This window comes from Streptomyces sp. IBSBF 3136 (genome assembly GCF_036815105.1).
Classification (GTDB): domain Bacteria; phylum Actinomycetota; class Actinomycetes; order Streptomycetales; family Streptomycetaceae; genus Streptomyces.
Map to the genome: position 1 here is coordinate 21204 of NZ_JAJSZC010000039.1, position 23700 is coordinate 44903.

The window sequence follows — 23700 nt, forward strand, 5'->3', positions numbered from 1 at the left end:
GGGTGTTCCAGCCGTGCCCCGTGACCTCGCTCACCCTGGGCGACGCTCAGGCCAGCGGGCTGTCGGCCAGCCGATCCAGCAGGTCGGCCGGATCGGCGTACACCGAACGCGCCCCGGCCTCCTCCAGGTCGGCCCGTGGGACGCCGCCGCACAGCAGGCCCACGCAGTGCACCCCGGCCTTGCCGCCCGCGCGCATGTCCCACACGGTGTCCCCGACGAACACCGCGCGGGAGGCGGGCACCCCCACCAGTTCCAGGGCGTGTTCCACGGGCTCCGGCGCGGGCTTGCCCCGCTCCACGTCGTCGGCGCTCGCGGTGCCGTCGATGGCGTCGTCGGCGTCGATCGCCCGGCGCAGCGCGCCCAGCTCGGCGCCGCTCGCGGAGGTGGCGAGCACCACCCGCCAGCCGTCCCGGTGCAGCCGGCGCAGCAGGTCACCGGCACCCGGCAGGGCGGGCAGGCGGTCGAAGTACTGGCCGTACAGCGCCTTGTGGGCGGCGCTCAGCGTGGCGTCCTGCTCCTGGTCGCGGTCGTCGCCCAGCAGATGGGCGATCAGATCGGTGGAGCCGAGGCCCACGGCCCGGTGCACGGCGTGCATGGGCACCCGGTGGCCCGCCTGCCGGAACGCCTCCCACCAGGTCACGACGTGCAGATGATTGGTGTCGACGAGGGTTCCGTCGACGTCGAAGACGGCGGCACGGTCCATCCCGCTAGGTCCTTTCTCCCGTTCCGGTGTCGGGTACCACGTCAGGAAGCCGCCACGCGTGCCGGCACCCGGCCCTCCCGGGTCCAGGCCAGCAGTTCCTCGGCGGACCACGCGGTCACCACCCGCTCGGCCGGCACCCCGCACTCCTCGGCGCGGGCACAGCCGAGGATCTGCCAGTCCAGCTGGCCGGGGGCGTGCGCGTCGGTGTCGACCGAGAACAGCACCCCGGCCGCCACGGCCGCCCGCAGCAGCCGCTTGGGCGGGTCGAGCCGTTCGGGACGGCTGTTGATCTCCACGGCCGTGCCCGACTCGGCGCAGGCGGCGAACACCTCGTCCGCGTCGAACTCCGACTCGGGCCGCCCCTTGCCGGTGACCAGCCGGCCGGTGCAGTGGCCGAGGACGTCCGCGTGCGGGTTGCGGACGGCGGCCACCATCCGGCGGGTCATCGAGGGTGCGTCCATCCGCAGCTTGGAGTGCACGGACACCACCACGACGTCCAGCCGTTCCAGCAGTTCGGGTTCCTGGTCCAGCGAGCCGTCGTCGAGGATGTCGCACTCGATGCCGGTGAGCAGCCGGAACGGCGCCCAGCTCGCGTTCAGCGCGGCCACCACGTCCAGTTGCTCGCGCAGCCGTTCGGGGGACAGGCCCCGGGCGACGGTCAGCCGGGGGGAGTGGTCCGTCAGGACCGTCCACTCGTGGCCGAGCCCGATCGCCGCCCGCCCCATCTCCTCGATCGGGCTGCCGCCGTCCGACCAGTCCGAGTGCGTGTGGCAGTCCCCGCGCAGGAGCGCCCGCAGCTGTGCGCCGGGGCCGGTGGTCTCGCGCGCGTCGGCCTCCTCCTCCAGCTTGCTCAGATAGCCGGGGACCTGCCCGGCCAGGGCCTCCCGCACCACCTGCGCGGTCTTCGGGCCGACCCCCTTCAGCGACTCCAGCGTCCCGTCCGACACCCGCTCCGCCACCTCGCCGTCCGGCAGCGCGGCCAGCGTCCGGGAGGCGGTGCGGAAGGCCTTCACCCGGTAGCCGGGCGCCAGCGACCGCTCCAGCAGGAAGGCGATCCGGTCCAGGGCGGCGACGGGATCCATGCCCCCCAGCGTGGCACCCGCACCCACGAGCGGCGCGCGGAACCACCTGGCCGCCCACGATCCGTCCGCGCCCGGCGGGGCCCCGGGCCCCCGTCGGCCCGCGCGCCCCCGACCCGCGGTTTGCCGTCGACACCCCCGGGTACTGCGGAGACCCGTCCGAGCGACCATCCGAGGAGCTGTGTCATGCCCGTACCGGACACGCAGCGAACCGCCGTGATCACCGGTGGCGACAGCGGCATCGGCCGCGCCACCGCCGTACGGCTGGCCGAGCAGGGACTGGACGTCGGCATCACCTGGCACACCGACGAGAAGGGCGCCCGGGAGACCGCCGAGGAGGTCCGCGCGACGGGCCGCCGGGCGGCCGTCGCCCACCTGGACCTCACCCGGCTTCCCGGCGCCGCCGACACCGTGGACGAGCTGTGCGCCGAGCTGGGCCGGCTGGACGTCCTGGTCAACAACGCGGGTACGGGCACGATGACGCCGTACCTCGACCTCACCCTCGACGACGTCCGCCGGGTGCTCGACGTGGACCTCGTCGGCCCCTTCCTGTGCGGGCAGAAGGCGGCCCGGCAGATGATCCGGCAGGGTGGCGGCGGCCGCATCGTCAACGTGACGTCCGTGCACGAGCACCAGCCCCGGGTGGGCGCCGCGCCGTACTGCGCGGCCAAGGGCGGACTCGGCCTGCTCACCCAGGTGATGGCCCTGGAGCTCGCCGAGCACGGCATCACCGTGAACGCGGTGGCGCCCGGCGAGATCGCCACCCCGATGACCGGCCAGGAGGACGTCGACCCGCACACCGAGCGGCGCCCCGGCGTGCCCCTCGGCCGGCCCGGCGACGCCCGCGAGGTCGCCGCCGTCATCGCCTTCCTCGCGAGCCCCGACGCCTCCTACGTCACCGGCGCCTCCTGGAGCGTGGACGGCGGCATGCTCCGCATGGGCCCGCAGGCCGGCTCGCACCTGACGAGCGACGACTGGCGTCGTCCCTGAGCCGGCCGTGAGACCGCGCACCCGAGGGCGGCACGCGGATGGTCCGTGTTCTCGTCGAGCAGGACGTGGCAATCGCCCCCGCGCTCGCCCGGCCGGGGGAACACGGGGACTTCGGGCGTCCGGCCACGCAGGGGGCGGTGGAGGCGGCGGTGCTCGGCCTCCTGGACGGCTGACGCGGACGAGTCGTCCGCCCGCCCGGCGTTCTAGGCTCTATTGCATGACCGAACAAGGAGTTCCCCACATCGCCCACCCGCGGGTCCAGGTGCTCGGGGTGTGTCCGGGCAGGCACGGCGAACCGCCGTTCAGGATCATGGAGATCGACGGCGAGGTGATCGGCGCGGCAAGGACCGTCACCGACGTCCTGGAGGCCGCCGCCTCCCACGGCATCCCCATCCACGACCTGGACGACCCGGACGCGGTGCGCTGGGTGGGAGGCGGCAAGTACACCTGGACGCTGCACTGAGCCGGTGGCTCAGCCGACCGTCCACTTCTGGTTGGCGCCGCCGGAGCAGCTCCAGATCTGCAGCCGGGTGCCGTTGGCCGGGTTGTTCCCGGTCACGTCGAGGCACTTGTTCGCCTGCGGATTGACGATGTCGTGCGCCGCCGAGACGGCCCACTTCTGGTTGGGGCCGCCCGTGCAGTCCCAGAGCTGCACGGTCGAGCCGTCCGCCGTGCCGTTGCCGGTGACGTCCAGGCACTTGCCCAGCGCCCGTACGGTGCCGTCCGAGCCGACGGTCCACGACTGGGCGGCGGTGCCGTTGCAGTCGTAGAGCTGGACCGGGGTGCCGTTGGCGGGGTTCGCGCCGGCCACGTCCACGCACTTGCCCGCCAGCCCCCGGATCGGTACGCCGGTCGCACTGTCGCTCGTCGTCACCGACACCGAGTCGACCACGAGCTGCGCGGGGAAGGGGGTGGAGCCGTCCGGGTCGCCCGGCCAGTAGCCGCCGACCGCCAGGTTGAGGATCAGGAAGAACGGCTTGTCGAAGACCCACGTCCGGCCGCCCAGGTCGGCGGGCGTGCGCCGCTGGTAGACGTTGCCGTCCACCGACCAGGTGAGGGAGCCGGGCGCCCAGTCCACGGCGAAGGTGTGGAAGGCGTCCGCGAAGGCCTGCCCGCCCGGCAGCGAGTAGCCGGCGCCTATGCCGCCCGATCCGGAGTAGCCGGGGCCGTGGATCGTGCCGTGCACCGTGGAGGGTTCGAAGCCGACGTTCTCCATCACGTCGATCTCCCCGGAGGTCGGCCAGTCGACCGGGGTGCCGAGCATCCAGAACGCGGGCCACATGCCCTGCCCGCGCGGGATCTTCATCCGGGCCTCGACATGGCCGTACTGCGCGTTGAACTTCCCGGCCGTGTTCAGCCGGGCCGAGGTGTACTGGCAGCTGCCGTACCAGCACTGGTAGCCGGCCGGGTTCTCCTTCCGGGCCGTGATCACCAGGTGGCCCTGCCCGTCGAGGGCCGCGTTCCTGTTGCCCGACGTGTAGTACTGCCGCTCGTGGTTGTTGACGTTGTCGCCGGTCTCCAGCGTCCACTTCGAGGAGTCGACGGCGGAGCCGGCCGGCCCGTCGAAGGAGTCGGAGAAGGTGGTGGCGGCCGCGGCCGCCGGCGCGGGGGTCTGGGCCCGGGCCGGGCCGGCGGCGACGGAGCCGACCAGCGCGGCGGACAGGGCGGCGAAGAGGCATCTGCGGAGCAGGCGTGGGGAGGCCATGGCTCTCCGTTCGGCGTGGGGGGATGATGCCTCTTGATTTAAGAAGTGAAATAAGCGGAGCGTCAATACCTTGGTACGGACCACCTCTTGACGATCGCTCAGTCGGCGGGCCGCGGCTCGCGCGCGTGCACCGCCCGCCCGAGCCGCCGTCCGAGGACCAGCCAGCCCAGCAGCGCGCCGGTCGTGTTCAGGATGACGTCGTCGATGTCGAAGGCCCGCCCGGTGATCAGTGCCCCCTGGACCAGCTCCACCATCAGCATCACCAGGGCCGTGAGGGCCACCACGTGCAGGATGCCGCGCGCGCGGGGCGCCAGGACCGGCACCAGCACCCCGAACGGGACGCCGAGCAGCACGTTGCCGCCGATCTGCTTGACCGTGTCCCGCAACTGACCGTGGTCGACGTAGGCCCGCAGCGAGCGGCCCGGGTGCAGGTTGCTGTGCGTCAGGGCCACCGACGCCGGTGACGGTTGCAGCGTGAGCCGGGCCAGGATCACCGCGAACGCCACCATGAACGCGAAGGCGACCAGCATGGCCAGCAGCCGGAGGGGGAGGGCGAGCGTGTGCCGTCCGGGCTCCGGACGGGCCTGACCGGCCCGCTTCCGGTCCGGGCGGGCCTTCGCGGTCCGGAACCGCTCGGCCGGGCGCGGCTTCCCGGTCCCCTCGCGCCTCGGGCGGGCTTCCCCGGCCCGGCCCCGCTTGGTCGGGCGGCGCAAGGCCGCGGGCAGGTGCAGGGCGGTGCGGGCCATTCGGTCCTCCAGTCGTCAACTTCCCCGTTCCCGAAGGGCGGTTACCCGCCGAGCGCCCCGAGATGCCGCCGCCGGCGCAAGCAGCGGGCGCACACCGCCGGTTTCACGTTCACGCTCCCGGGGCACTCCGCCCCCGGGCCCGCGTGCCGCCGCACCTCACAGGCCGGGCGGTGCTTGGATGCCCCGAGCGGCATATCGGGCAGAGCTCGCGGCAGCGCGCGGGCGGATCGGACCGAGGAGGTGGCGGATGTCCCGGCGCACGGACCCGCGCACCGTCCTCCTGGCAGCGGCCGAACTCCTCGCCTGGTGGGCCGGACTGGCCCTGCTGTGGCTGGTGTTCATCACCTCCGTCGACACCCTGGAACGTGTGGTCGGCGCGAGCGCCGCCGCCGTCGCGGCCCTGCTGGCCCGGGCCGGAAGACGGGCGGTGACCTGGCGGTGAACGGATGGATCCTCGCCGCCACCGCCGAGCTGGCCGTGGCCGGGACGGCCGCCCTCTGGGGCGTCTCCACCGGGCCGCTGCCCCGCCGGGCCACGGCCCAGAACCTGATCACCTCCGCCCTCTGCCCGGCCCTGCTGCTGCTCTCCCAGGGCTACGCCCGCCCCGCCTACGTCGACCTCGCCCTGCTGATGGCCCTGCTCGCCCCGATCGGCACCCTCGTCTTCGCCCGCCTGCTCGCCGACGAACTGGCGGACGACCCACCCCGCGCCTGGGGACTGACCTGGACCGCGGCCGCGCTGAGCGCGGTGGCCGTGGTCGCCGTGTGCGTGGCCACCGGACCCGGCCGGGCGATGGTGAAGGTGCTGGTGATCGGCGTCCTGCTGATCGGCGGGAACCTGGTCGCCTCGTCCGCCCTGGCCGGCGGGTTCCGGGGGGTGCGCGGTGGCTGACCCGGCACGTCGCGCTCGTGCGGGAGGTGCGGCATGACCGATGCCGTGATCGTCGTCGCCCTGCTCCTGGTGGCCGGCTCCGCCACCGCCGCCGTGGCGGTGCGCGAACCGGCCCGGCAGGCCCTGGTGCTCTCCGTGCTCGGCGTCGTCCTGGCCGTCCTGTTCACCGTGCTCCAGGCCCCGGACGTCGGTCTGTCGCAGCTCGCGGTGGGCTCCGCGCTCACCCCGCTGCTGATCATGCTGTCGGTGCGCAAGGTCAGACGGCGCGGCCGGTCCGAGGACGGCGCGCGGTGAGCCGCCGGCTGCGGCTGTGGGTGCTCGCCGTCGGCGGCGCGGGCATCGCCGCCCTGCTGGTCGCCGCCTGCCTCGACCTGCCCGGATTCGGCGGCCGGAGCCATCCGTACGGCGACCGCGCCGTGCGCGCCTCCCTGAGCCGGCACATCGCCAACACCATCGCGGCCGTCAACTTCGACCAGCGCGCCTACGACACCCTCGGCGAGATCAGCATCCTGTTCGCCGCGGTCCTCGGCTGCATGGCGCTCCTGCGGCAGGCCCGCGACGAACACCGCGACCGGCCCGAAGCCGCCGAGGTGGTCCGGCCCGTACGCCGCTACGCGCTGATCGTGCTGCCCGTCGCCCTGGTCACCGGCGTCTACATCATCGCCCACGGCCAGCTCAGCCCCGGCGGCGGCTTCCAGGGCGGCGTCGTCGCCGCGACCGCGCTGCACCTGCTGTACCTGGGCGCCGACTACGGCGCCCTGGAACGCGTCCGCCCCCTCGGCCTGTACACGACCGTCGACGCGCTCTGTGTCAGCGGCTACCTCGTCACCGGGCTCGCCGGCGTCCTGGCCGGCACCGCCTTCCTGGCCAACACGCTGCTGCCCTACGGCACCTTCAACACGCTGTCCTCCGGCGGCACCGTCCCGGTGCTGAACGCGGCCGTCGGCATGGAGGTGGCGGGCGCGGTCGTCGTGCTCCTCGCGAGCTTCCTCGACCAGGCCGTCGAAATCACAGAGGACAAGGGGAGCTGACATGACCGTGATGCACGTCCTGCCCTACCTGGTCGCCGCCTACGTCTTCCTGACGGGTTGTTACGGTCTCGCCACCAGCCGGAACCTGATCCACGCCATCGGCTGCCTGGCCGTGTGCCAGTCCTCCACGTACATCCTGCTGCTGGCCGTCGGCTACCGCGACGGAGGCACCGCCCCGGTCTTCTCCGACATCAGGCCCGGCTCGCGGCCGGTCGTGGACCCGGTCGTGCAGGCCCTCACCCTCACCGACATCGTCGTCGGCGCCACCGTCACCGCGCTGCTGCTCGCCCTCGTCCTGCAGATCGCCAAACGGCACGGCACGGTCGACCCCGACGAACTGAAAGAGCTGCGCGGCTGATGCACCACCTGCTCCCGCTGCTGGTCGCCGTACCGCTGCTCGGCGCCGGCCTGCTGGTGGCCGCGGGCCGGCTGCTGCCCCGGCCCGCGGCCGAGATCACCGGCCTCGCGGTCTCGGGCGGCACCGCCGCCCTCGCCCTGCTGCTGCTCCTCGACTCCTCGCCACCCCTGGTGGAGTGGGTCGGCGGCTGGTGGCCGGCCGACGGAGAGAGCGTCGGCATCGTGGTGGTCGGTGACGGCCCGGCGCTGGGCATGGCGGCACTCGCCTCGCTGCTCACCCTGGCGGCGCTCGCCTACTCCTGGCGCTACTTCGACGAGCCGCCGCATGGCCACGCCGGTGCCTTCCCCGCACTGATGCTGGTCTTCCAGGGCGCCATGTGCGGCTTCGCGATCGCGGGCGACCTGTTCAACGCGTTCGTGTTCTTCGAGCTGATGAGCGTCGTCGCCTACGCCCTGACCGGCTACCGCATCGACGAACCCAAGGCCGTGCAGGGGGCCCTGACCTTCGGGGTCGTCAACTCCCTCGGCGCGTACGCGCTGCTGATGGGCCTCGGCCTGCTGTACGCCCGCACCGGCGAGCTGGCGCTGGCGAAGATCGGGCGGGGACTGGACGCCACGGCCGGCCCCGGCGGGCCCGACGCCCTCGTCCTCGCCGCCTTCGTCCTGGTCCTGACGGGGCTGCTGGTGAAGGCGGCCGCCGTGCCGTTCCACTTCTGGCTCCCCGACGCGCACGCCGTCGCCCCGACCCCGGTGTGCATGCTGCTGTCCGGCGTCATGGTCGAACTCGGTTCCTACGGCGTCTGGCGCGTGTACACCACCGTCTTCGCCGGACCCGGCGGCATCCCCGCCGCCGACCTGACCCGGGCCCTGGTGACGCTCGGCGTCCTCACCGCCGTGATCGGCGCCCTCATGTGCTGGTACCAGCGGCACATCAAACGGCTGCTCGCCTACTCCACGATCGCGCACACCGGACTGTTCCTCGTCGGCCTCGGGGTGCTGACCCCCGAGGGCGACGACGGGATCGCCCTCTACATCGTCGGGCACGCCTGTGTGAAGGCCGCCCTGTTCGCCTGCACCGGAGCCCTGCTCGACCGGTTCGGCAGCGTGGACGAGCACGCCCTGCACGGCAGGGCCCGCGCGATGCGCGGGTTCGGGGTGATGTTCGCGATCGGCGGGCTCGCCCTCGCGGGGCTGCCGCCCTTCGCCACGGCGCTCGGCAAGGGGGTCGCCGAGGAGGCGGTCGGCGGCCCGCTCACCGTGGTCTTCGTCGTCGCGTCCGCGATCACGGGGGGCGCCGTGCTGCGGGTCACCGCCCGGGTCTTCCTCGGCCTCGGACCGCGTCCGAAGGACGCCGCGTACGAGACCAGCGGTTCCGGCGAGGAGCCGGAGACCAGCGGCCTCATGAGCCGCGTCCCCGACTCCATGACGGCCGTGCCCGCCGTGCTGCTCGCGGCCGCCTTCGCCGCCGGACTGGCCCCCGGCTTCGGTGAGATGGTGGCCCGCTCGGTCAACGAGGCCGGGTCGGGCGGCGCCCACGCCGCCGCCGAGTGGACGGCGGCGGGCATCCTGCTGGGCCTGCTCTCCGCCCTGATCGCCCTGGGGCTCGCCGCGCTCGCGGTGACCCGCCCGAGCTGGGTGACCACGCCCGGCTGGGCGCTGCCCCTGCGCCGCCTGCAGTCGGGCCACGTCGGCGACTACGTGGCCTGGCTGCTGTTCGGCGCCACCGCGCTGGGCGCGCTGGCCCTGCCGGGGGTGCTGGGCGGCTGACCCGAGGGCGCGGGTCAGGACCCGTAGGCGACGTGCACCTCCTCGAAGCCGAGGGAGTGCAGCAGCCCCTGCAGCATCTCCGTGGTGTTGGTCTCCGCCCGGGTGGTCAGGCCGCTGTCCTTCGCGGCCCGGCCGATGTGCCGCACGGCGAGCTGCTGCACCGCCTGCTCGCTGTTGGGGTTGTCCGAGAACAGGTCGCCGAGCCGGTCGAGCAGCCCGCGCTGCTTGGACACGGCGTAGGAGTGGTCGGGGTCGAGGGCCGGCCGGCCGAGCTGTGCGTGCGGCAGCCGGAGGGTGGCCGAGGTCCGGTCGCCGTTGACCTTCACGTCCTTCTCACCGATCCGGCCGAGATCGACATAGGCCTCCACGGTGCCCGCCCCGACGTACAGGGTGCGGCTGCCGCGGATCGCGTCGGGCAGGAACCTGGCGTCCTTGTCCAGGTCCACGACGACCTGGAAGTTGCCGGACGCGGCATCGTAACGGCTCATGTCCTGGATGGACTTGAGCAGTGTGGGGCCGGAACGGTCGTGCGACTCGGTGCCGAACAGCTCCTTGACGCTCGGCACCACGGCCAGGGCGAAGCCCGCGAACAGCACCACGAGCACCAGCACGACCGCGGTCACCACCTTGGCCCAGGCGGGCATGCGCCGGGATGGGCGCCTGACGGGAGTCGTCATGGGGACGGCCCTCCTTCCTGGAGACCGGATGCCCGCCGAACGCCGTGCCAGACCGCGGAGTCGGCGCAATCGCATCGATGACGCAGGCACCCGGGCGGACGGACGGGAGTCACGGGGTCGACCGGCCGCTCCGCCGGGCGGCCGTGGAGCGCGGTGCAATCGGGCCAGTCCCGCCCCGTTTCGCCGCTCACAACTGCTGGTGGCAGCGGTGCCACCACTAGCATGACCGGCGCCAGCCCGTACTGATCATGCGAGGAGCGGATCGTGCGAGACATCGCCGTCTTCAGTGGCAGTGCCCATCCCGACCTGGCCCACGAGGTGTGCGCACACCTCGGCGTGCCGCTCAGCCCGACCCGGGTCAGCAGGTTCGCCAACGACTGTCTGGAGGTGCAGCTCCAGGACAACTGCCGGGAACGGGACGTCTTCCTGATCCAGCCGCTGGTCAGACCGGTGCAGGAGCATCTGGTCGAGCTGCTGCTGATGTGCGACGCGGCCCGGGGCGCCTCCGCGGCCCGGATCACCGTCGTCATGCCGCACTACTCCTACGCCCGGTCCGACAAGAAGGACGCGCCCCGCATCTCGCTCGGCGGACGGCTGGTCGCCGACCTGATGGTGGCGGCGGGCGCGAGCCGGGTGCTCGCCATGACCCTGCACGCGCCGCAGGTGCACGGCTTCTTCTCGGTGCCGGTGGACCATCTGCACGCCCTGCACGAACTGGCCGCGCACTTCAGGCAGTACGACCTGACGCGCACGACGGTCGTCTCGCCCGACCTCGGCAACGCCAAGGAGGCCGCCGCCTTCGCCCGGCTGATCGGCGCGCGGGTCGCGGCCGGTGCCAAACAGCGGTTCCCGGACGACCGGGTGAGTATCAGCGCAGTCATCGGTGACGTCGCCGGCCGGGACGTGATCGTGCTGGACGACGAGATCGCCAAGGGCAGCACCGTGCTCGAACTCCTGGAGCGGCTGAGGGAGTCGGGGCCGCGCTCGATCCGGGTGGCGTGCACGCACGGGCTGTTCGCGGCCGGAGCCCTCAAGCGGCTGGGTGAGCAGTCCGACGTGCTGGAGATCGTGTGCACCAACACGGTGCCGGTGCCGGACGACGAGCACACCCACAAGCTGCGTGTCCTGTCCATCGCCCCGGCCCTGGCCGAGGCGGTGCGGCGGATCCACAACGGGGAATCCGTCAGCGCCCTGTTCGAGGAACCGCACGGCACCTGACGCCGGCACCGCACCCGGAACGGCGGACGGCAGGCCCTCAGGCCGAGCCGGACGCGGCCTCCGACCGGGCGAGTGCCGCCTCCACGGTCGGTTGCGGCGGAAGCAGCCGGGACAGGCCGGTGACCCGGAAGACGCGCAGCGTCAGCGGGTGGGTGCACACGAGGTGCAGCCGCCCGCCCCGCTCCAGCACCCGGCCGCGGGCCCGGTACAGCAGGCGCAGACCCGAGCAGTCGAAGAACTCGACGGACCGCAGGTCGATCACGACACGCGCGCCGGGCCGCCCGGTGACCCGGTCGAGCGCGGGCATGATCTCCGCCGCCGCGGCGATGTCGATCTCACCGCGCAGCTCCAGCACCGTGTGCCCGCGGTCCTCGCGGACGCGCAGGTGCGGGGTGGGCGGCGGGGGCTCCTGCTGCACGACGGCACCACCTCCCACGCCCGCCCCGAAACCGTTCTCGACCGTCAAGTTACCCTCGACAGAAGGAATTTGAGCATGTTCGATTGACATATGTCTTCGAGTTTCGCGCCCCGTGTCGCTCTGTGACACGGACGACAGTGCCCGAAGCCGGGAAAACGCCTGAACGTTCCCCGCCCCTCGCGCGTCGCAGGAGGGCAACCGCAGTCGGGGAACAGGGGTGGGACATGCGCAGAGGACTCGTGGCCGTGGCCATGGCGGTGCCGGTGGCTCTGGCGGCGCTGGGGTGCGACGACGGCGCCGGGGCCCCCGTGGTGGTCGAGGGCACGCCTCCCGCGTCCCCGTACCGCGGCCCCCTGCACGTCCCCACCCGCGCCGTCGACGGCAGCGGCCCGCGCGCGCTGCGGTCGGCGTCCGGCGCGGCCGGGCGGGCACTGGAGTGCGACGGGCAGATCTTCGAGGGCGGCGGCCCCGACGGCTGGAGCCGGTCGGACGGCGGTGACACACCGGAGGAAGGGCTCCGGCTCTACTTCGACATGTTCGAGCCCGGACAGCCCGACCACGGCTACCGTGCCGAGCGCGAGGAGACCGACCGGGTGCTGTACTCCTTCGACGTCAAGGGCCGCACCAAGGTGGCCGTCGTGGTGGCCAGAGATCAGAAGGGCCGCCCCGGTTGGGGCCCGGAGACGAACGCGGCCTGCGATCCCGCCGAGCTGCCCGGCCGGTGGGCGGCCGATCTGGGCTACGAGATCTGGACGGACCGCGCGGGGGAGCGGGTGCCGGTGCGGCGGCTCAGCGGTTCCCCCGGCCCCGAGCACTGCGACTGGCAGTCGGTCCACTTCCTCACCCTCGGCGAGCGCACGTACGTCCGCGACCCGAAGGGCGTCTTCGGCCGGAACGGTCTGATCGATGCGCCCTACCGGCAGCGTGTGCGCATGCCGGCGGACGCCCGCGACACCGGCTACCACCGCCGCGGCCGGCACCTGTGGCTGACCGCCGACCGGGACACCGCCTACATCCGCACCTCCGCCGGCGTGGAGGCCTGGCCGCGGGCCGCCCGGGGCGTCGCCTGCAAGTGACCGGTCACCGGCTGCGGTGCAGCGCGACCAGCAACTGCCAGACCTGGTCCGCCACGTCCTCGGGAGTGGCCCGCAGCAGACCGTGCAGCCAGTCCGCGAGCACCCCCGCGAAGGTCGCCGCCACCGCAGAGGCGACCAGCGGGGCGTCCGCCGCGCCGGCCAATTCGCGCTCGGCGAGGCTGCGGGCCCGCAGGTCCCGGTGCAGCACCCGGCCGAGCGGCCCGCCGCCGCCCGGCGCCAGCAGCGACCGGTACAGGGCCGCATGCGGCGCCAGGCCGGTGAAGAACTCCCGCAGCGCGGGCGGTGCCTCGACCGGGTCGGGCCGCCCGCGCCAGGCGTGCAGCGCGTCCACCGCCTGCCGCACGACATCCGCGCAGGCGTCGACCGCCAACGCCTCCAGGCCGTCGTAGTGCACGTAGAAGGTGGCCCGGCCGACCCCGGCCCGGCGCACCAGCGCGGCCACCCCGACCTCCGCCAGCGGGCGCAGCGCGCACTCGTCGAGCAGGGCGGCGCGCAGCCGGGCGCGGGTCCGCGCGGCGCGCGGGTCCCCGGGCGCGGTCCGGCTCATCGCGCGGCGAGGACGGCGGCCAGGGCGAGCGCGCCGGGCAGCGCCTGGGCGAACAGGATGCGGCGGTTGGCCGTGGCGGCGCCGAACACGCCCGCCACCACGACGCAGGCCAGGAAGAACACCCGGACCCGGAAGCCGGTCGGATCGGCCGCGACGAGCCCCCACCCGAGACCGGCCGCCAGAAAGCCGTTGTACAGGCCCTGGTTGGCGGCCAGCGGCGCGGTCAGCCGGGCCGTCTCCCGGTCGAACCCGTGCACCCCGCGCCCCGGCCGCTTCTGCCAGAGGAACATCTCCAGCACCAGGATGTACGCGTGCAGCGCGGCCACCAGACCCACCAGCACGCTCGCCACGGTCCCCATCACAGCACCCTCCCCTTCGCCCTTTGTTGGACAGGTGTCCAGGATAGCTGGACACCTGTCCAAGAACTCAGGCGGGGGCGCTCAGGCGTTGTCGGCCGCGTGCACCCGCTCGCCCCCCACATAGGTGAGCGCCACCCGCGTCTCCGCGATCGCCTCCGGGGGCCCGGCGAACGGGTCGCGGTCCAGCACCACCAGGTCCGCGAGCGCCCCTGCGGCCACCCGCCCGCCGTCGTCCAGGTGGTTCACGTACGCCGACCCGGCCGTGTACGCCGTCAGCGCGTCCGCCAGGCTCAGCCGCTCGTCCGGCAGGAACACCGGCGCGTCGCCGCCCGGTTCCACCCGGTTGACCGCCACATGGATGCCGTGCAGCGGGTCCGGGCTGCTCACCGGCCAGTCGCTGCCCGCCGCGAGCCGCGCCCCGGAGCGCAGCAGGGCCCCGAACGGGTACTGCCACGCGGCCCGTTCGGCGCCGAGGAAGGGGATCGTCAGCTCGTCCATCTGGGGCTCGTGCGCGGCCCACAGCGGCTGGATGTTGGCGGTGGCGCCGAGCCGGGCGAAGCGCGGCACGTCGTCCGGGTGCACCACCTGCAGGTGCGCCAGGTGCGGCCGGGTGTCGCTCGGCCCGTTGGCGGCCCGGGCCGCCTCGACGGCGTCCAGCGCGTCCCGTACCGCCCGGTCGCCCAGCGCGTGGAAGTGGCACTGGAAACCGAGCGCGTCCAGCTCCGTCACGTACCGCGGCAGGTGCTCCGGGTCGAGGAAGCTCTTGCCGCGGTTGGCGGTGGCACAGCCGCACTTGTCCAGATAGGGGTCGAGCAGCGCCGCGGTGTGGTTCTCGGCGACCCCGTCCAGCATCAGCTTGACGGTGCCCGCGCGGAACCTGCCGTGGCTGAACTCGGCCCGCTTCGCGACGAGTCCGGGAATCTGCTCGGCTCCGCGCTCCCGGTCCCACCACAGCGCGCCGGTGACCCGCGCGGTGAGCGAACCGTCCCGGGCCGCGGTCAGGTACGCGCCGGCCGGGTCGTCCATGCCGAGGAAGTCGCCGACCAGCGCGTCCTGCCAGGCGGTGATGCCGAGCGCGTGCAGATGCCGCTGGGCGTGCAGCAGCGCGGCCAGCCGGTCCGCCGCGGTGGCCGCCGGGGCCAGCTCGCCGACCAGCCGCATCGCGCCCTCCTGGAGGGTGCCGCTGGGCTCGCCCGAGGCGTCCCGCTCGATCCGCCCGTCGGCCGGGTCGGGCGTGTCGCGGTCGATGCCGGCCAGTTCCAGCGCCCGGCTGTTGACCCAGGCCCCGTGGTGGTCCCGGTTGGGCAGGTACACGGGGCGGTCGGGGACCACGGAGTCCAGCAGGTCCCGCGTCGGCGTACCGCCCTCGAACGCCTCCATCGACCAGCCGCCGCCGAGGATCCACGCCCGATCGGGGTGGGCCTCGGCGTAGGCCCGTACGGCGGCCACGCTCTCCTCGGCCGTGGTGATCCCGGACAGGTCGCACTGGGTCAGTTCGAGCCCGGCCGGCACGGGATGGACGTGCGCGTCCTGGAATCCCGGCAGCAGCAGCCGCCCGGCCAGGTCGACCACCTCGGTGCGCGGCCCGGCGAGGTCCCGCAGTTCGTCGTGCCCGACGGCGATGACGCGGTCCCCGGTCACGGCCACCGCGGTCGCCGTGCGGCCCCGGGGCGTGAGGACGGGGCCGCCGGTGAAGAGCAGATCAGCGTGCATGATGCCTTTCCTGAAGGGTCAGTCGGAGGTGGTCAGGAGCTGCCGGGAGTCGGCGTCGGTACCGGCGCCGGTGCGGAAGTACGGTGACCTGCGCACCCACTTGGCCCACGCGGCCACGGCGAACCCGGACGCGATCATGACCACGGGCATGAGCAGCAGGAACCAGCCGTTGTCCGCCCTGACCTCGAAGTGGTCGGCGGACGAGTAGAAGGACCAGCCGAGGTAGCCGCCGAGGGCCAGCAGGGCGACGGCGCTCAGTGCGGGCAGGACCACCGCCCGCACCCCCTGGCGCCGGCCCTCGCGCAGCAGGGAGCGGAACCGCACGGCGGCGGCGAGCGCGGTCAGCGCGTACGACAGCGAGACGACGATGCCGACCGCGTTCACCGTGGCCGTGATCATGTCGGCCAGCCGGGGGATCACCAGGGCGAGCACCGCCACCGCCGTGGCCAGCGCCCCGACCAGCAGCGTGCCGGCCGCGGGCGTTCCGTAGCGGGAGCTGACCCTGGACCACACCGGCCCGAGCGTACGGTCCCGGCTCATGGCGAACATGCCGCGCGCCGTCGGGATGACCCCGGCCTGCAGCGAGGCCACGGCCGAGAACATCAGCGCCACCAGGGGCAGCGCGGCCAGCGGCTGGGCGGCCAGCCGGTCGCCGAAGTACGCCAGCCCCTGCGCGCCGTGCCCGGCCAGCTCGTCCTCGGACAGCACCCGCTGGAAGGCGACCGAGCCGAGCAGGAACAGCCCGAGCATGGTGACCAGGGTGATCATCCCGGCCCGGGAGGCGTCCCGCGGCTCGCGCACCTCCTCGTTGACGGTGAACGCGGCCTCGAAGCCCCAGTAGCAGAACACCGACAGCAGCAGGCCCTGCGCCAGCGCGGTGGCCGACGGGATGGCGAACGGGTCGAACCAGGCCAGGCGGAACGGGTGCGGACCGGTGACGATGCCGTACCCGCAGAAGCCGAGCAGCACGGCGTACTCGAAGACCAGCAGCCAGGTCTGCAGCCTGGCCGCCGTGCGCACGCCGGTCACGGCGGTGAGGGTGACCAGGACCAGGACGACGATGCCCACGGCCGTGGTCTGCGCGGTCGAGCCCGGGTCGAGGGCGAGCGAGCCGATCCGGTGCAGGCCCGCGTCCCCGGCCAGTTGCAGCATCGCCGATCCGGTGACCGCCGTGGTGTACGCGAGGAAGGCGAGGCTCGCCGTGAAGTTGACCCAGCCCACCATGAAGCCGAGCCAGGGGCTGAGCGAACGGCCCACCCACGCGTAGCCGTTGCCCGCGTTCGGCTCCACCCGGTTCAGCCGGGAGTAGGCCCCGGCGATGCCGAGGACCGGCAGGAAGGCCAGCAGCATGACGGCCGGCAGCCGCAGGCCGACCACCCCGGCCGTCACACCGAGACCGATGCCGATGCTGGTGGTCGCGGCCGTGCTGGACGCCGCGACGGCGACGCCGTCCAGCACGCTCAGGGATTTGCGCAGCTCGGGCGGCGCGGATGGATCCACACCGCTGGGGACGTTGCTCATGACCGGCTCTCCGCTCGCACCGGGGGGCCTGGTCGGCCCCGGTGACCGCAGATGAAACCGCCCGGCCGCTTCACAGGTCAACAGTGTTGTCATAAGGTGCCGGCACAACCGGGGCGCGGGCACACCCCGGCCGGACACCCCCCGTCAGGAGCGCCTTCCATGACCGAACGCGTCGTGCCGGCCGGCGACCGCAGACGCCGGCGCCCCACCAGACAGGGCGTGGTGCTCTCCGAGGAGCTGATCGTCGAGACCGCGCTCAGGCTGATCGAGGAGCACGGCGCCGACGCCCTCTCCGTCCGGCGGCTCGGCCGCGCCCTCGGCGCCGACCCCAGCTCCCTGTACCGGTACTTCCGCCATACCGACGACCTGATGCTCGCCATCGCCGACGAGCTGATCGGACGCACCCTGCGGGCCTGGCGGCCGACCGGCGACTGGCGCGCCGACCTGCGCGACCTCGGCCTGCGCATGCACGCCGGCGCCCTCGCCCACCCCCGGGCCGCGGTGCTCAGCGCCCACCGCGTCACCGGCCGGGCGCACGAGATCCAGGCCGTCGAGAACATCATCGGCACGCTGCGCGGCGCCGGGTTCCCGGACGCGGAGGCGGTGCGGATCTACCACGCCTTCGTCGACCAGGCCGTCGCCTTCGGCGCCCTGGACTCCGCGGGCACCGCCCTGCCCGAGCCCGCCCGGGACGCCGAGGCCGAGGTGTGGCGGGCCACCTACGCCCACCTGCCCGCCGGTACCCACCCGCACATCGCGGCCACCGCGCGCCACCTCATGGCCACCATGCGCCACAGCTCCTACCCGGCCGCCCTCGACCTGCTCCTGACGGCCGCCCAGACACGCCTCGACGCCTTCCGTGCGCGGACGGAAGGCTGACGGTCACACTGGACGCGTTCCGCACGTCGGACGAGTGGAACCCGTCCCGAGGAGGCCGTACGACATGACCCCGCCCCCCGCCCGCACCGCGGGTCAGCGCAAGAAGGACACCCTCCACCGACTGGAGCACGAGGTGGACGCCTGGGTCGCCACCGCGGGCGCGGACGGCGGCGCGCCGCACCTCGTCCCGCTGTCGTTCGTCTGGGACGGCGCCACCCTGCTGATCGCCACCGCGGCCGAGAGCCCCACCGGCCGCAACCTCGTGGCCACCGGCCGGGTCCGGCTGGGCATCGGGCCGACCCGCGACGTCGTCATGGTCGAGGGCACCGCGCGGGCCGTCACCCCGGAGGACCTCCCCGAGGAGGACGCCGAGGTGTTCGCCGGCAAGACCGGATTCGACCCGCGTCTGCTCACCACCCGCTACCTCTACTTCCACGTGCTCCCGCGGCGCGTCCAGGCCTGGCGCGAGGAGAACGAGCTGGAGGGAAGGGAGTTGATGCGCGACGGAGCGTGGCTGGTCGCCGACTGAATCCGGCGGACGGGGATATCCGCAGGGGAAAGACGAATCCCCGGGAGGAAGCATGTCCCTCGTGACCGCCGGCGTCGTGGTGCTCGACTGCGCCGAACCCGAGAAACTCGCCGAGTTCTACAAGGAGTTCCTGGACGGTCGGGAGACCGACGTGAGCGCCAACCAGGTGGAGATCAGGGGCGCCGACGGCTTCCGGATCGCCTTCCGGCGGGACGCCAACGCGACCCCGCCGAGCTGGCCCCGTCCGGAGAACTCCCTCCAGGCACACCTGGACTTCCTGGTGGAGGACCTGGACGAGGCCGAGCGCAGGGTGGTCGGGCTCGGCGGCCGGCCGTTGGAGACGCGCGACGCGCCGGGCCCGTACGAGGAGCGCGGCTACTCCGATCCGGCCGGCCACTCCTTCACCCTGCGCCTCGTCCCGCCCATGGCGCCCAAGCAGGGCTGAGCGCCCCCGCTCCGCCCGGGCTCAGTCCCGGCCGCCCTTGTCGGCGGCCGGCCACACGCCCGTCGACCGCTCGATGGCCTTGGCGCCGGTGCGGTCGACGGCGCTGCGCACCACCGCGAAGATGGCGCCCTGGACCGCCGCCGCCAGCAGGATCTCGCCCCAGCCGCGGTCCGGGTCCAGCGCGTCCGGGGCGTCCTCCTCGTGCCGTATCGCCATCCACGCCTTGCGGAACGCCATGCCGGCCAGCGCACCGCCGGCCCAGCTGAGCACGAAGCCGACCGGCTGGTAGGCCAGCGGCAGTTTCCTCTTCTTGTTCTTGTTCGCCATGCTGAACTCCTTCCTCGTCAGAGGACTCTCATGCGGGGCGGCCGCGCGCCGCCACCTCTTCGCCCTCGGGCACCGGGCCGGGCGGCGTCCCGTCCCCGAACGGCCGGCCGCCGAGTTCCTCCCGGTGGTGCGGGGCGGTCCAGCCGGAGAGATCGGGGCCGAGGGGCACGACGCCGGTGGGGTTGATGCCCGAGTGCACCTGGTAGTAGTGCCGCTTGATGTGGTCGAAGTCGACCGTGTCGCCGAAGCCGGGTGTCTGGAACAGGTCCCTGGCGTACGCCCACAGCACCGGGTTCTCGGCCAGTTTCCAGCGGTTGCACTTGAAGTGGCCGTGGTAGACGGGGTCGAACCGGACCAGCGTGGTGAACAGCCGGATGTCCGCCTCCGTGATCGTGTCGCCGACCAGGTAGCGCTGCCCGGCCAGCCGTTCGGTGAGCGCCTCCAGCCGCCGGAAGACGGCCGTGCACGCCCGCTCGTACTCCGCCTGGTGGGTGGCGAACCCGGCCCGGTACACGCCGTTGTTCACGTCCTCGTAGACCTCCGCCATCACCGCGTCGATCTCGTCGCGCCGGCCTTGCGGATAGAGGTCGGGCGCGCCCTCGCGGTGCAGCGCCGTCCACTCGGTGGCGAGGTCGAGGGTGAGCCGCTGGTAGTCGTTGGTGACCAGCCGCCCGGTGGGCACGTCCACGACGGCGGGCACGCTCACCCCGCCCGGGTAGTCCGTCTCCCGCTTGTCGTACGCCTCGCTCAGGAACCGGATGCCGAGCACGGGGTCGCGCCCGTCGGGGTCCAGCGTGAAACGCCAACTGCGGTCGTCCTGGATCGGGTCGGCCACCGCCATCGGCAGCGCCTCCTCCAGGCCCAGCAGCCGGCGCGACACCACCGCCCGGCTCGCCCACGGACAGGCACGGGAGACCACCAGACGGTACCGCCCGGCCGCAACGGGCCAGCCGTCCCTGCCGTCGGCGGTGATCCGGTCGGTGAAGTGGCTCCTGGACCGGTTGAACGTCTTGTGGCCGTAGGCCTTGTTGCCGTCCTCGCCCATGTCTCCTCCTCACCGTGCCGGGACGCTCCCGGGAGACGCGTTCCCCGTTTTCGGCGGTCGGCACGGTGTGATCCGCCGGGGCAGGGGCATTCGGCGGAGGTGAGCGGGACACCCTCGGAACAGAACACGGCCGCACGGACGGCCGACGACAGGACCTCTGCGGAGAGCGCGCGCGAGCGCGCGCCGGACGCGGGCCGAAGCACGGGCCAGGACACGGGGACGCAGCCCGCAGGGGCATCCTCGTCCCCGCCCGGGAGCAGCCCTCCGGCCGGTGACCGGCACACCAAAATCACCGTCCTGGTGGCCCTGGGCGCCAATCTGGTGATCGCCGTCGCCAAGGCGGTCGGCGGCGTGCTCGCCGGTTCGCCCGCGCTGCTGTCGGAGGCGGCGCACTCGGTCGCCGACAGCCTCAACGAGGTCTTCCTGCTGGCCGCGCTGCACCGCAGCAACCGGCCGGCCGACCGCAGGCACCCCTTCGGCTACGGCAAGGAGCGCTTCTTCTGGTCCCTGCTCGCGGCTGTCGGGATCTTCGTCATGGGCGGCTGCTTCTCCTTCTTCCAGGGCGTCGAGGCGCTGCGCAACGGGGCCGAGGAGAAGCTCAGCGGCTATGTGGCGGGCCTGATCGTGCTGGGCGTGGCGCTGCTCGCCGAGGGACTCTCCCTGGCCCGTGCGCTGCACCAGGTGCACCGGCAGGGCGGCGCCAAGAGCGGCCTGCGCGACCCGGCGCTGCGCACGGTGGTCGCCGAGGACGGCACGGCGGTGGTCGGCGTGACCCTCGCCATCATCGGCATGGCCCTGCACATGGTGACCGGCCAGGTCGTGTGGGAGGCCTCCGCCTCGCTGGCGATCGGCGTGCTGCTGGTGTACGTCGCCTACCGGCTCGGTCGCGACGCCCGCGACCAGCTCATCGGCGAGGCCGCCGATCCGGAGCTGAGCGGCAGGATCAGGTCCCTGCTGGTCGCCCAGCCGGAAATCGACAGCGTGGAGGCGCTGTTCACGATGAAGATGGGCCTCGACTCCATGCTGGTGGCCGCCCGCATCGACCTCGCGCCTGGCCTCGACAGCGAGCGGGTCGAGGAGGTCTCCATGCGCATCAAGCGGTCCATCACCCGTACGGTCCCGGCCGCCGACCAGATCTTCCTCGACGTGACCGACCGGCCGGCGGGCGAGGCACGACAGAGCCCCGCCGCGACGGGGGAACGCGGCGGGGCCTGACGCACGGGTGCCCGTACGGAATCGCGTTCATGCCGGGCGGGCACGGATTTTTCCGAAAGGAGCCGCTCCCCGGCCTGAACCAGTGCTCGTGCCGGCTCTCGTGTCAGCTCTCGTCGAGGGGCTCCAGGACGAACAGCGGGATCTCCCGGGAGGTCTTCGCCTGGTACTCGGCGTACGGCGGGAACGCGGCCACGGCACGCTCCCACCACTGGGCCTTCTCCGCGCCGGTGACCTCACGGGCCCTCATGTCCCGCTTGGCCGGGCCGTCCTGCAGCTCCACGTGTGGGTCGGCCTTCACGTTGAAGTACCAGACCGGGTGCTTCGGGGCACCGCCGATCGAGGCGACCGCGGCGTACCTCCCCTCGTGCTCCACCCGCATCAGCGGCGTCTTGCGGATCTTCCCGCTGCGCGCGCCCCGGGTGGTCAGGACGATGACCGGCAGCCCGGTGTCCCGCAGCGTCGTGCCCTTCGTCCCGCCGGAGCTCTCGTACAGCTCGACCTGCTCGCGCACCCACTGCGTCGGGCTCGGCTCGTACTCGCCCTCAAGTGGCATGGATTCCGTCTCCTTCGTCGGTCCAGCGACTGACCTGCCGCCCTCAGCAACGTCTGGTGCCCCGGAAATCATCCGTACCGCGTGCCGGTTCGCCCGCGCGGGTGATCGCCGCGCGGGTCGGCGTGCCGCCCGGGGTCCCTCGGGCACAGTGGTTCCCGTGGTGATCACCACACGCCCGACGCACCCGGCCGAGCAAGGGGGCAGGACCGCAGTGTTCCCCAGCCGCACCCTCCCGACCCGCTCCGTCGTGGAGGAACTGCTCCGCAGGATCGGCGAGGGCGACCCCGAGCGGATCGGTGAGCTGTACGCCGAGCACGGCGACTGGCGGCTGAGCTGGCCCGAGGACGAGCACGGCCGCCGCGACACCCCCTGGATCCGGCACCGCAGCACCCGCTCCGACGCCGTCGCCCACTACCGGGAGCTCGCCGCCCACCACGTCCCGGAGAAGGCGGACACCCGCGTCGAGCGCATCCTGGTGGACGGCGAGGACGCGGTGGTGGTCGGCGTCATCCGCCAGACGGCCGAACCGACCGGCCGCTCCTACACCGCCCGTTTCGCCCTGCACCTCACCGTCCACGACGGCCTGGTCGTACGCCACCACGTCTACGAGGACAGCCTCGCGGTCGCCCGCGCCTTCGCCCCGGGGGCCGGGGGACGGCGTTCGCCTTGACCCGGAAGGCCAGGGCGCCGGCGCCGCCCCCCTGCCCCGAGGCCCCGGCAGGGGTCAGCCGGGGGACATGGTCATCCGTGCCGCCAGCAGCAGGATCACCCCGCTGGACAGCAGTGCCGTCGCCAGCCGTCCCAGGCGGCCGGTGAGGGCGCGGCCCAGCAGGGCGCCGCCGCCCGCCAGCAGGAGCTGCCAGCTCGCCGAGGCGGCGAAGGCCGCCAGCACGAACACGGCTCGCTCCAGTGGCCGTACGGCGTCCGCGGTGCTGGTGCCGAGCACCAGGGCGGCGAAGTAGATCACCGTGACGGGGTTGAGCAGCGTGATCCCGAGGAGGCCGAGATAGGTCCGTGCCGCGCCCGGAACCGGCCGTTCGGGGCGCGTGGCGAGCCGGGCGGCCCGGTACTGGCGCAGGGCGGCGGCCGCGCCCCACACCGCGAGGACGCACAGGACCAGGGCGGACGCCCAGCGCAGCGGGGCCAGTACCGGCCGCAGGGCCGCCGCGAGGGCGGAGCCGCCGACCGCGGCGAGCAGGGCGTAGACGCCGTCGGCCGTCGCGACGCCGAGGGCGGCGCAGGCGCCGGTGCGCAGCGAGGTGCGGGCGGTGAGGGAGACCAGATAGGTCCCGACCGCGCCGACGGGCACGGCGATGCCGTAGCCGGCGAGCAGCCCCGCCAGCAGGGCGGCCCTCACGGGCGTGCGGCGTCGGGCCTCCGTGGACGGCCGGGCTGCTGCTGGACCGGCGCCGGAAGGACGGCGGTGGCGGTCGGCGGCAGAATGGAGTGCGTAGGAGACATGGCCAGATCCTGGGGCCGCCGCCCTCTCGGCGGCAAACGAATTTCGGCGCGTTCCCGCCCCCGCCGACCACGCCGTCCGGCCAGTTCACGCCGATCACCGATCTGGCCGAACTTGCCGTCGTGCCATAGGTGCCTCGGGCATCTAATGAAGATCGGCACGACGCACCTCTTCGTCTGCGAGGTCTTTCGATGACGGAACTGACGGACATCACCGGCCAGGCGAACACGGCCGAACCCGTCGCCTTCCCCCAGGACCGCACCTGCCCCTACCACCCGCCCACCGGCTACGACCCGCTGCGCGACGGACGGGCCCTGTCCCGCGCGACCCTCTTCGACGGCCGCCAGGTCTGGATGGTCACCGGCCACGCCACCGCACGCGCGCTGCTCGCCGACCCCCGCCTGTCCACCGACCGCACCCGCCCCGGCT

The 23700-nt window shown here is 73.5% G+C and carries 30 protein-coding genes and 1 pseudogene; 17 read left to right on the top strand and 14 right to left on the bottom strand.

Translation table 11 applies throughout. The features are described 5' to 3' along the window. Positions 1-46: 46 nt before the first annotated feature. Together V7E45_RS11350 and V7E45_RS11355 are read right to left on the bottom strand one after the other, a co-directional pair. Positions 47-703, bottom strand: coding sequence for an HAD family hydrolase (locus V7E45_RS11350; RefSeq protein ID WP_333773982.1), 657 nt, complete (start codon positions 701-703; stop codon positions 47-49). Positions 704-744: 41 nt separating this feature from the next. After that, complete coding sequence (locus V7E45_RS11355; protein ID WP_333773983.1) at positions 745-1785, bottom strand: PHP domain-containing protein; 1041 nt, start codon at positions 1783-1785, stop codon at positions 745-747. Positions 1786-1968: 183 nt separating this feature from the next. Here V7E45_RS11355 and V7E45_RS11360 point away from each other — a divergent pair, with 183 nt between their 5' ends. The 3 genes from V7E45_RS11360 to V7E45_RS11370 are packed head-to-tail and all read left to right on the top strand — an operon-like array spanning position 1969 to position 3235. Then, positions 1969-2772: an SDR family oxidoreductase gene (locus tag V7E45_RS11360; protein ID WP_333773984.1), complete on the top strand. Its 804-nt coding sequence runs from the start codon at positions 1969-1971 to the stop codon at positions 2770-2772. A 38-nt stretch (positions 2773-2810) separates the two neighbouring features. Then, entirely contained in the window at positions 2811-2945 is a 135-nt protein-coding gene (locus V7E45_RS11365) for a hypothetical protein (RefSeq protein WP_333773985.1), read from the top strand. Positions 2946-2989: 44 nt separating this feature from the next. After that, complete coding sequence (locus tag V7E45_RS11370) at positions 2990-3235, top strand: hypothetical protein (RefSeq protein ID WP_333773986.1); 246 nt, start codon at positions 2990-2992, stop codon at positions 3233-3235. 9 nt (positions 3236-3244) lie between these two features. Here V7E45_RS11370 and V7E45_RS11375 read toward each other — a convergent pair whose 3' ends face one another. Then, positions 3245-4477, bottom strand: a complete 1233-nt coding sequence (locus V7E45_RS11375; RefSeq protein WP_333773987.1) for a ricin-type beta-trefoil lectin domain protein — start codon at positions 4475-4477, stop codon at positions 3245-3247. Positions 4478-4575: 98 nt separating this feature from the next. Continuing rightward, the gene (locus tag V7E45_RS11380) at positions 4576-5223 is read right to left on the bottom strand and encodes a VanZ family protein (RefSeq protein WP_333773988.1); all 648 of its coding nucleotides are present in this window, start codon (positions 5221-5223) and stop codon (positions 4576-4578) included. 247 nt (positions 5224-5470) lie between these two features. On the opposite strand from V7E45_RS11380, the gene V7E45_RS11385 reads away from it, so the two are divergent. Genes V7E45_RS11385 through V7E45_RS11410 form a run of 6 tightly spaced genes read left to right on the top strand, consistent with a single transcriptional unit; the run spans position 5471 to position 9269 of the window. Next, complete coding sequence (locus V7E45_RS11385) at positions 5471-5665, top strand: hypothetical protein (RefSeq protein WP_333773989.1); 195 nt, start codon at positions 5471-5473, stop codon at positions 5663-5665. Continuing rightward, on the top strand, positions 5662-6114 hold the full coding sequence (locus tag V7E45_RS11390; protein WP_333773990.1) for a monovalent cation/H+ antiporter complex subunit F: 453 nt from the start codon (positions 5662-5664) through the stop codon (positions 6112-6114). The genes V7E45_RS11385 and V7E45_RS11390 overlap by 4 nt, the downstream gene beginning before the upstream one ends. A 33-nt stretch (positions 6115-6147) precedes the next feature. Continuing rightward, on the top strand, positions 6148-6408 hold the full coding sequence (locus V7E45_RS11395; RefSeq protein WP_333773991.1) for a Na(+)/H(+) antiporter subunit B: 261 nt from the start codon (positions 6148-6150) through the stop codon (positions 6406-6408). Then, positions 6405-7145, top strand: a complete 741-nt coding sequence (gene mbhE, locus V7E45_RS11400; RefSeq protein WP_333773992.1) for a hydrogen gas-evolving membrane-bound hydrogenase subunit E — start codon at positions 6405-6407, stop codon at positions 7143-7145. Before V7E45_RS11395 ends, mbhE begins: the two co-directional genes overlap by 4 nt. Positions 7146-7155: 10 nt before the next feature. Continuing rightward, positions 7156-7503 (top strand): sodium:proton antiporter, encoded by a 348-nt coding sequence (locus tag V7E45_RS11405; protein ID WP_333774010.1) that lies wholly within the window; start codon positions 7156-7158, stop codon positions 7501-7503. After that, the gene (locus tag V7E45_RS11410; protein WP_333773993.1) at positions 7503-9269 is read left to right on the top strand and encodes a complex I subunit 5 family protein; all 1767 of its coding nucleotides are present in this window, start codon (positions 7503-7505) and stop codon (positions 9267-9269) included. Before V7E45_RS11405 ends, V7E45_RS11410 begins: the two co-directional genes overlap by 1 nt. A gap of 14 nt (positions 9270-9283) precedes the next feature. Here V7E45_RS11410 and V7E45_RS11415 read toward each other — a convergent pair whose 3' ends face one another. After that, on the bottom strand, positions 9284-9946 hold the full coding sequence (locus V7E45_RS11415) for a DUF4230 domain-containing protein (RefSeq protein ID WP_333773994.1): 663 nt from the start codon (positions 9944-9946) through the stop codon (positions 9284-9286). 264 nt (positions 9947-10210) lie between these two features. Here V7E45_RS11415 and V7E45_RS11420 point away from each other — a divergent pair, with 264 nt between their 5' ends. Beyond that, entirely contained in the window at positions 10211-11164 is a 954-nt protein-coding gene (locus tag V7E45_RS11420; protein WP_333773995.1) for a ribose-phosphate diphosphokinase, read from the top strand. A gap of 37 nt (positions 11165-11201) precedes the next feature. On the opposite strand, the gene V7E45_RS11425 is transcribed toward V7E45_RS11420, so the two are convergent. Next, positions 11202-11582 (bottom strand): anti-sigma factor antagonist, encoded by a 381-nt coding sequence (locus tag V7E45_RS11425; RefSeq protein WP_333773996.1) that lies wholly within the window; start codon positions 11580-11582, stop codon positions 11202-11204. A 224-nt stretch (positions 11583-11806) separates the two neighbouring features. Here V7E45_RS11425 and V7E45_RS11430 point away from each other — a divergent pair, with 224 nt between their 5' ends. Next, positions 11807-12658: a hypothetical protein gene (locus tag V7E45_RS11430; protein WP_333773997.1), complete on the top strand. Its 852-nt coding sequence runs from the start codon at positions 11807-11809 to the stop codon at positions 12656-12658. A 4-nt stretch (positions 12659-12662) separates the two neighbouring features. On the opposite strand, the gene V7E45_RS11435 is transcribed toward V7E45_RS11430, so the two are convergent. From V7E45_RS11435 to V7E45_RS11450, 4 genes are all read right to left on the bottom strand, one after another. Beyond that, complete coding sequence (locus V7E45_RS11435) at positions 12663-13226, bottom strand: TetR/AcrR family transcriptional regulator (protein WP_333773998.1); 564 nt, start codon at positions 13224-13226, stop codon at positions 12663-12665. Then, complete coding sequence (locus tag V7E45_RS11440) at positions 13223-13585, bottom strand: DUF1304 domain-containing protein (protein ID WP_333773999.1); 363 nt, start codon at positions 13583-13585, stop codon at positions 13223-13225. The genes V7E45_RS11435 and V7E45_RS11440 overlap by 4 nt, the downstream gene beginning before the upstream one ends. An 81-nt stretch (positions 13586-13666) precedes the next feature. Continuing rightward, a complete protein-coding gene (locus tag V7E45_RS11445) occupies positions 13667-15298 on the bottom strand; it encodes an amidohydrolase (protein WP_333774000.1) in 1632 nt (543 codons plus the stop codon). 18 nt (positions 15299-15316) lie between these two features. Continuing rightward, on the bottom strand, positions 15317-16819 hold the full coding sequence (locus tag V7E45_RS11450; RefSeq protein ID WP_333774001.1) for an APC family permease: 1503 nt from the start codon (positions 16817-16819) through the stop codon (positions 15317-15319). A 159-nt stretch (positions 16820-16978) separates the two neighbouring features. Between V7E45_RS11450 and V7E45_RS11455 the strand changes: the two genes are divergently transcribed. From V7E45_RS11455 to V7E45_RS11465, 3 genes are all read left to right on the top strand, one after another. Then, complete coding sequence (locus V7E45_RS11455; RefSeq protein ID WP_333774002.1) at positions 16979-17698, top strand: TetR/AcrR family transcriptional regulator; 720 nt, start codon at positions 16979-16981, stop codon at positions 17696-17698. Between the two features lie 64 nt (positions 17699-17762). Then, positions 17763-18227, top strand: a complete 465-nt coding sequence (locus tag V7E45_RS11460; protein ID WP_333774003.1) for a pyridoxamine 5'-phosphate oxidase family protein — start codon at positions 17763-17765, stop codon at positions 18225-18227. Between the two features lie 52 nt (positions 18228-18279). Further along, a complete protein-coding gene (locus V7E45_RS11465) occupies positions 18280-18672 on the top strand; it encodes a VOC family protein (protein ID WP_333774004.1) in 393 nt (130 codons plus the stop codon). A gap of 21 nt (positions 18673-18693) precedes the next feature. On the opposite strand, the gene V7E45_RS11470 is transcribed toward V7E45_RS11465, so the two are convergent. Together V7E45_RS11470 and V7E45_RS11475 are read right to left on the bottom strand one after the other, a co-directional pair. Then, positions 18694-18999, bottom strand: a complete 306-nt coding sequence (locus V7E45_RS11470; protein ID WP_333774005.1) for a DUF4235 domain-containing protein — start codon at positions 18997-18999, stop codon at positions 18694-18696. Positions 19000-19027: 28 nt separating this feature from the next. Continuing rightward, complete coding sequence (locus V7E45_RS11475; protein WP_333774006.1) at positions 19028-20044, bottom strand: glutathione S-transferase family protein; 1017 nt, start codon at positions 20042-20044, stop codon at positions 19028-19030. 99 nt (positions 20045-20143) lie between these two features. Here V7E45_RS11475 and V7E45_RS11480 point away from each other — a divergent pair, with 99 nt between their 5' ends. Next, positions 20144-21259: a cation diffusion facilitator family transporter gene (locus tag V7E45_RS11480; protein WP_333774007.1), complete on the top strand. Its 1116-nt coding sequence runs from the start codon at positions 20144-20146 to the stop codon at positions 21257-21259. A gap of 103 nt (positions 21260-21362) precedes the next feature. Here V7E45_RS11480 and V7E45_RS11485 read toward each other — a convergent pair whose 3' ends face one another. Beyond that, positions 21363-21812, bottom strand: a complete 450-nt coding sequence (locus tag V7E45_RS11485; protein ID WP_333774008.1) for a nitroreductase family deazaflavin-dependent oxidoreductase — start codon at positions 21810-21812, stop codon at positions 21363-21365. Positions 21813-22023: 211 nt separating this feature from the next. Here V7E45_RS11485 and V7E45_RS11490 point away from each other — a divergent pair, with 211 nt between their 5' ends. Then, positions 22024-22482, top strand: coding sequence for a nuclear transport factor 2 family protein (locus tag V7E45_RS11490; RefSeq protein WP_333774011.1), 459 nt, complete (start codon positions 22024-22026; stop codon positions 22480-22482). Between the two features lie 54 nt (positions 22483-22536). Here V7E45_RS11490 and V7E45_RS11495 read toward each other — a convergent pair whose 3' ends face one another. Beyond that, a complete protein-coding gene (locus V7E45_RS11495) occupies positions 22537-23169 on the bottom strand; it encodes a LysE family transporter (RefSeq protein ID WP_333774009.1) in 633 nt (210 codons plus the stop codon). Positions 23170-23462: 293 nt separating this feature from the next. Between V7E45_RS11495 and V7E45_RS11500 the strand changes: the two are divergent. Continuing rightward, positions 23463-23700, top strand: a pseudogene (locus V7E45_RS11500) (cytochrome P450); the annotation flags it as partial.

Excerpts from the sequence above, each read along its gene's own strand:
- V7E45_RS11350 (WP_333773982.1), bottom strand. The coding sequence starts at position 703 with ATGGACCGTGCCGCCGTCTTCGACGTCGACGGAACCCTCGTCGACACC.
- V7E45_RS11355 (WP_333773983.1), bottom strand. The coding sequence starts at position 1,785 with ATGGATCCCGTCGCCGCCCTGGACCGGATCGCCTTCCTGCTGGAGCGG.
- V7E45_RS11360 (WP_333773984.1), top strand. The coding sequence starts at position 1,969 with ATGCCCGTACCGGACACGCAGCGAACCGCCGTGATCACCGGTGGCGAC.
- V7E45_RS11365 (WP_333773985.1), top strand. The coding sequence starts at position 2,811 with ATGGTCCGTGTTCTCGTCGAGCAGGACGTGGCAATCGCCCCCGCGCTC.
- V7E45_RS11370 (WP_333773986.1), top strand. The coding sequence starts at position 2,990 with ATGACCGAACAAGGAGTTCCCCACATCGCCCACCCGCGGGTCCAGGTG.
- V7E45_RS11375 (WP_333773987.1), bottom strand. The coding sequence starts at position 4,477 with ATGGCCTCCCCACGCCTGCTCCGCAGATGCCTCTTCGCCGCCCTGTCC.
- V7E45_RS11380 (WP_333773988.1), bottom strand. The coding sequence starts at position 5,223 with ATGGCCCGCACCGCCCTGCACCTGCCCGCGGCCTTGCGCCGCCCGACC.
- V7E45_RS11385 (WP_333773989.1), top strand. The coding sequence starts at position 5,471 with ATGTCCCGGCGCACGGACCCGCGCACCGTCCTCCTGGCAGCGGCCGAA.
- V7E45_RS11395 (WP_333773991.1), top strand. The coding sequence starts at position 6,148 with ATGACCGATGCCGTGATCGTCGTCGCCCTGCTCCTGGTGGCCGGCTCC.
- V7E45_RS11405 (WP_333774010.1), top strand. The coding sequence starts at position 7,156 with ATGCACGTCCTGCCCTACCTGGTCGCCGCCTACGTCTTCCTGACGGGT.
- V7E45_RS11410 (WP_333773993.1), top strand. The coding sequence starts at position 7,503 with ATGCACCACCTGCTCCCGCTGCTGGTCGCCGTACCGCTGCTCGGCGCC.
- V7E45_RS11415 (WP_333773994.1), bottom strand. The coding sequence starts at position 9,946 with ATGACGACTCCCGTCAGGCGCCCATCCCGGCGCATGCCCGCCTGGGCC.
- V7E45_RS11430 (WP_333773997.1), top strand. The coding sequence starts at position 11,807 with ATGCGCAGAGGACTCGTGGCCGTGGCCATGGCGGTGCCGGTGGCTCTG.
- V7E45_RS11435 (WP_333773998.1), bottom strand. The coding sequence starts at position 13,226 with ATGAGCCGGACCGCGCCCGGGGACCCGCGCGCCGCGCGGACCCGCGCC.
- V7E45_RS11440 (WP_333773999.1), bottom strand. The coding sequence starts at position 13,585 with ATGGGGACCGTGGCGAGCGTGCTGGTGGGTCTGGTGGCCGCGCTGCAC.
- V7E45_RS11445 (WP_333774000.1), bottom strand. The coding sequence starts at position 15,298 with ATGCACGCTGATCTGCTCTTCACCGGCGGCCCCGTCCTCACGCCCCGG.
- V7E45_RS11450 (WP_333774001.1), bottom strand. The coding sequence starts at position 16,819 with ATGAGCAACGTCCCCAGCGGTGTGGATCCATCCGCGCCGCCCGAGCTG.
- V7E45_RS11455 (WP_333774002.1), top strand. The coding sequence starts at position 16,979 with ATGACCGAACGCGTCGTGCCGGCCGGCGACCGCAGACGCCGGCGCCCC.
- V7E45_RS11460 (WP_333774003.1), top strand. The coding sequence starts at position 17,763 with ATGACCCCGCCCCCCGCCCGCACCGCGGGTCAGCGCAAGAAGGACACC.
- V7E45_RS11465 (WP_333774004.1), top strand. The coding sequence starts at position 18,280 with ATGTCCCTCGTGACCGCCGGCGTCGTGGTGCTCGACTGCGCCGAACCC.
- V7E45_RS11470 (WP_333774005.1), bottom strand. The coding sequence starts at position 18,999 with ATGGCGAACAAGAACAAGAAGAGGAAACTGCCGCTGGCCTACCAGCCG.
- V7E45_RS11475 (WP_333774006.1), bottom strand. The coding sequence starts at position 20,044 with ATGGGCGAGGACGGCAACAAGGCCTACGGCCACAAGACGTTCAACCGG.
- V7E45_RS11485 (WP_333774008.1), bottom strand. The coding sequence starts at position 21,812 with ATGCCACTTGAGGGCGAGTACGAGCCGAGCCCGACGCAGTGGGTGCGC.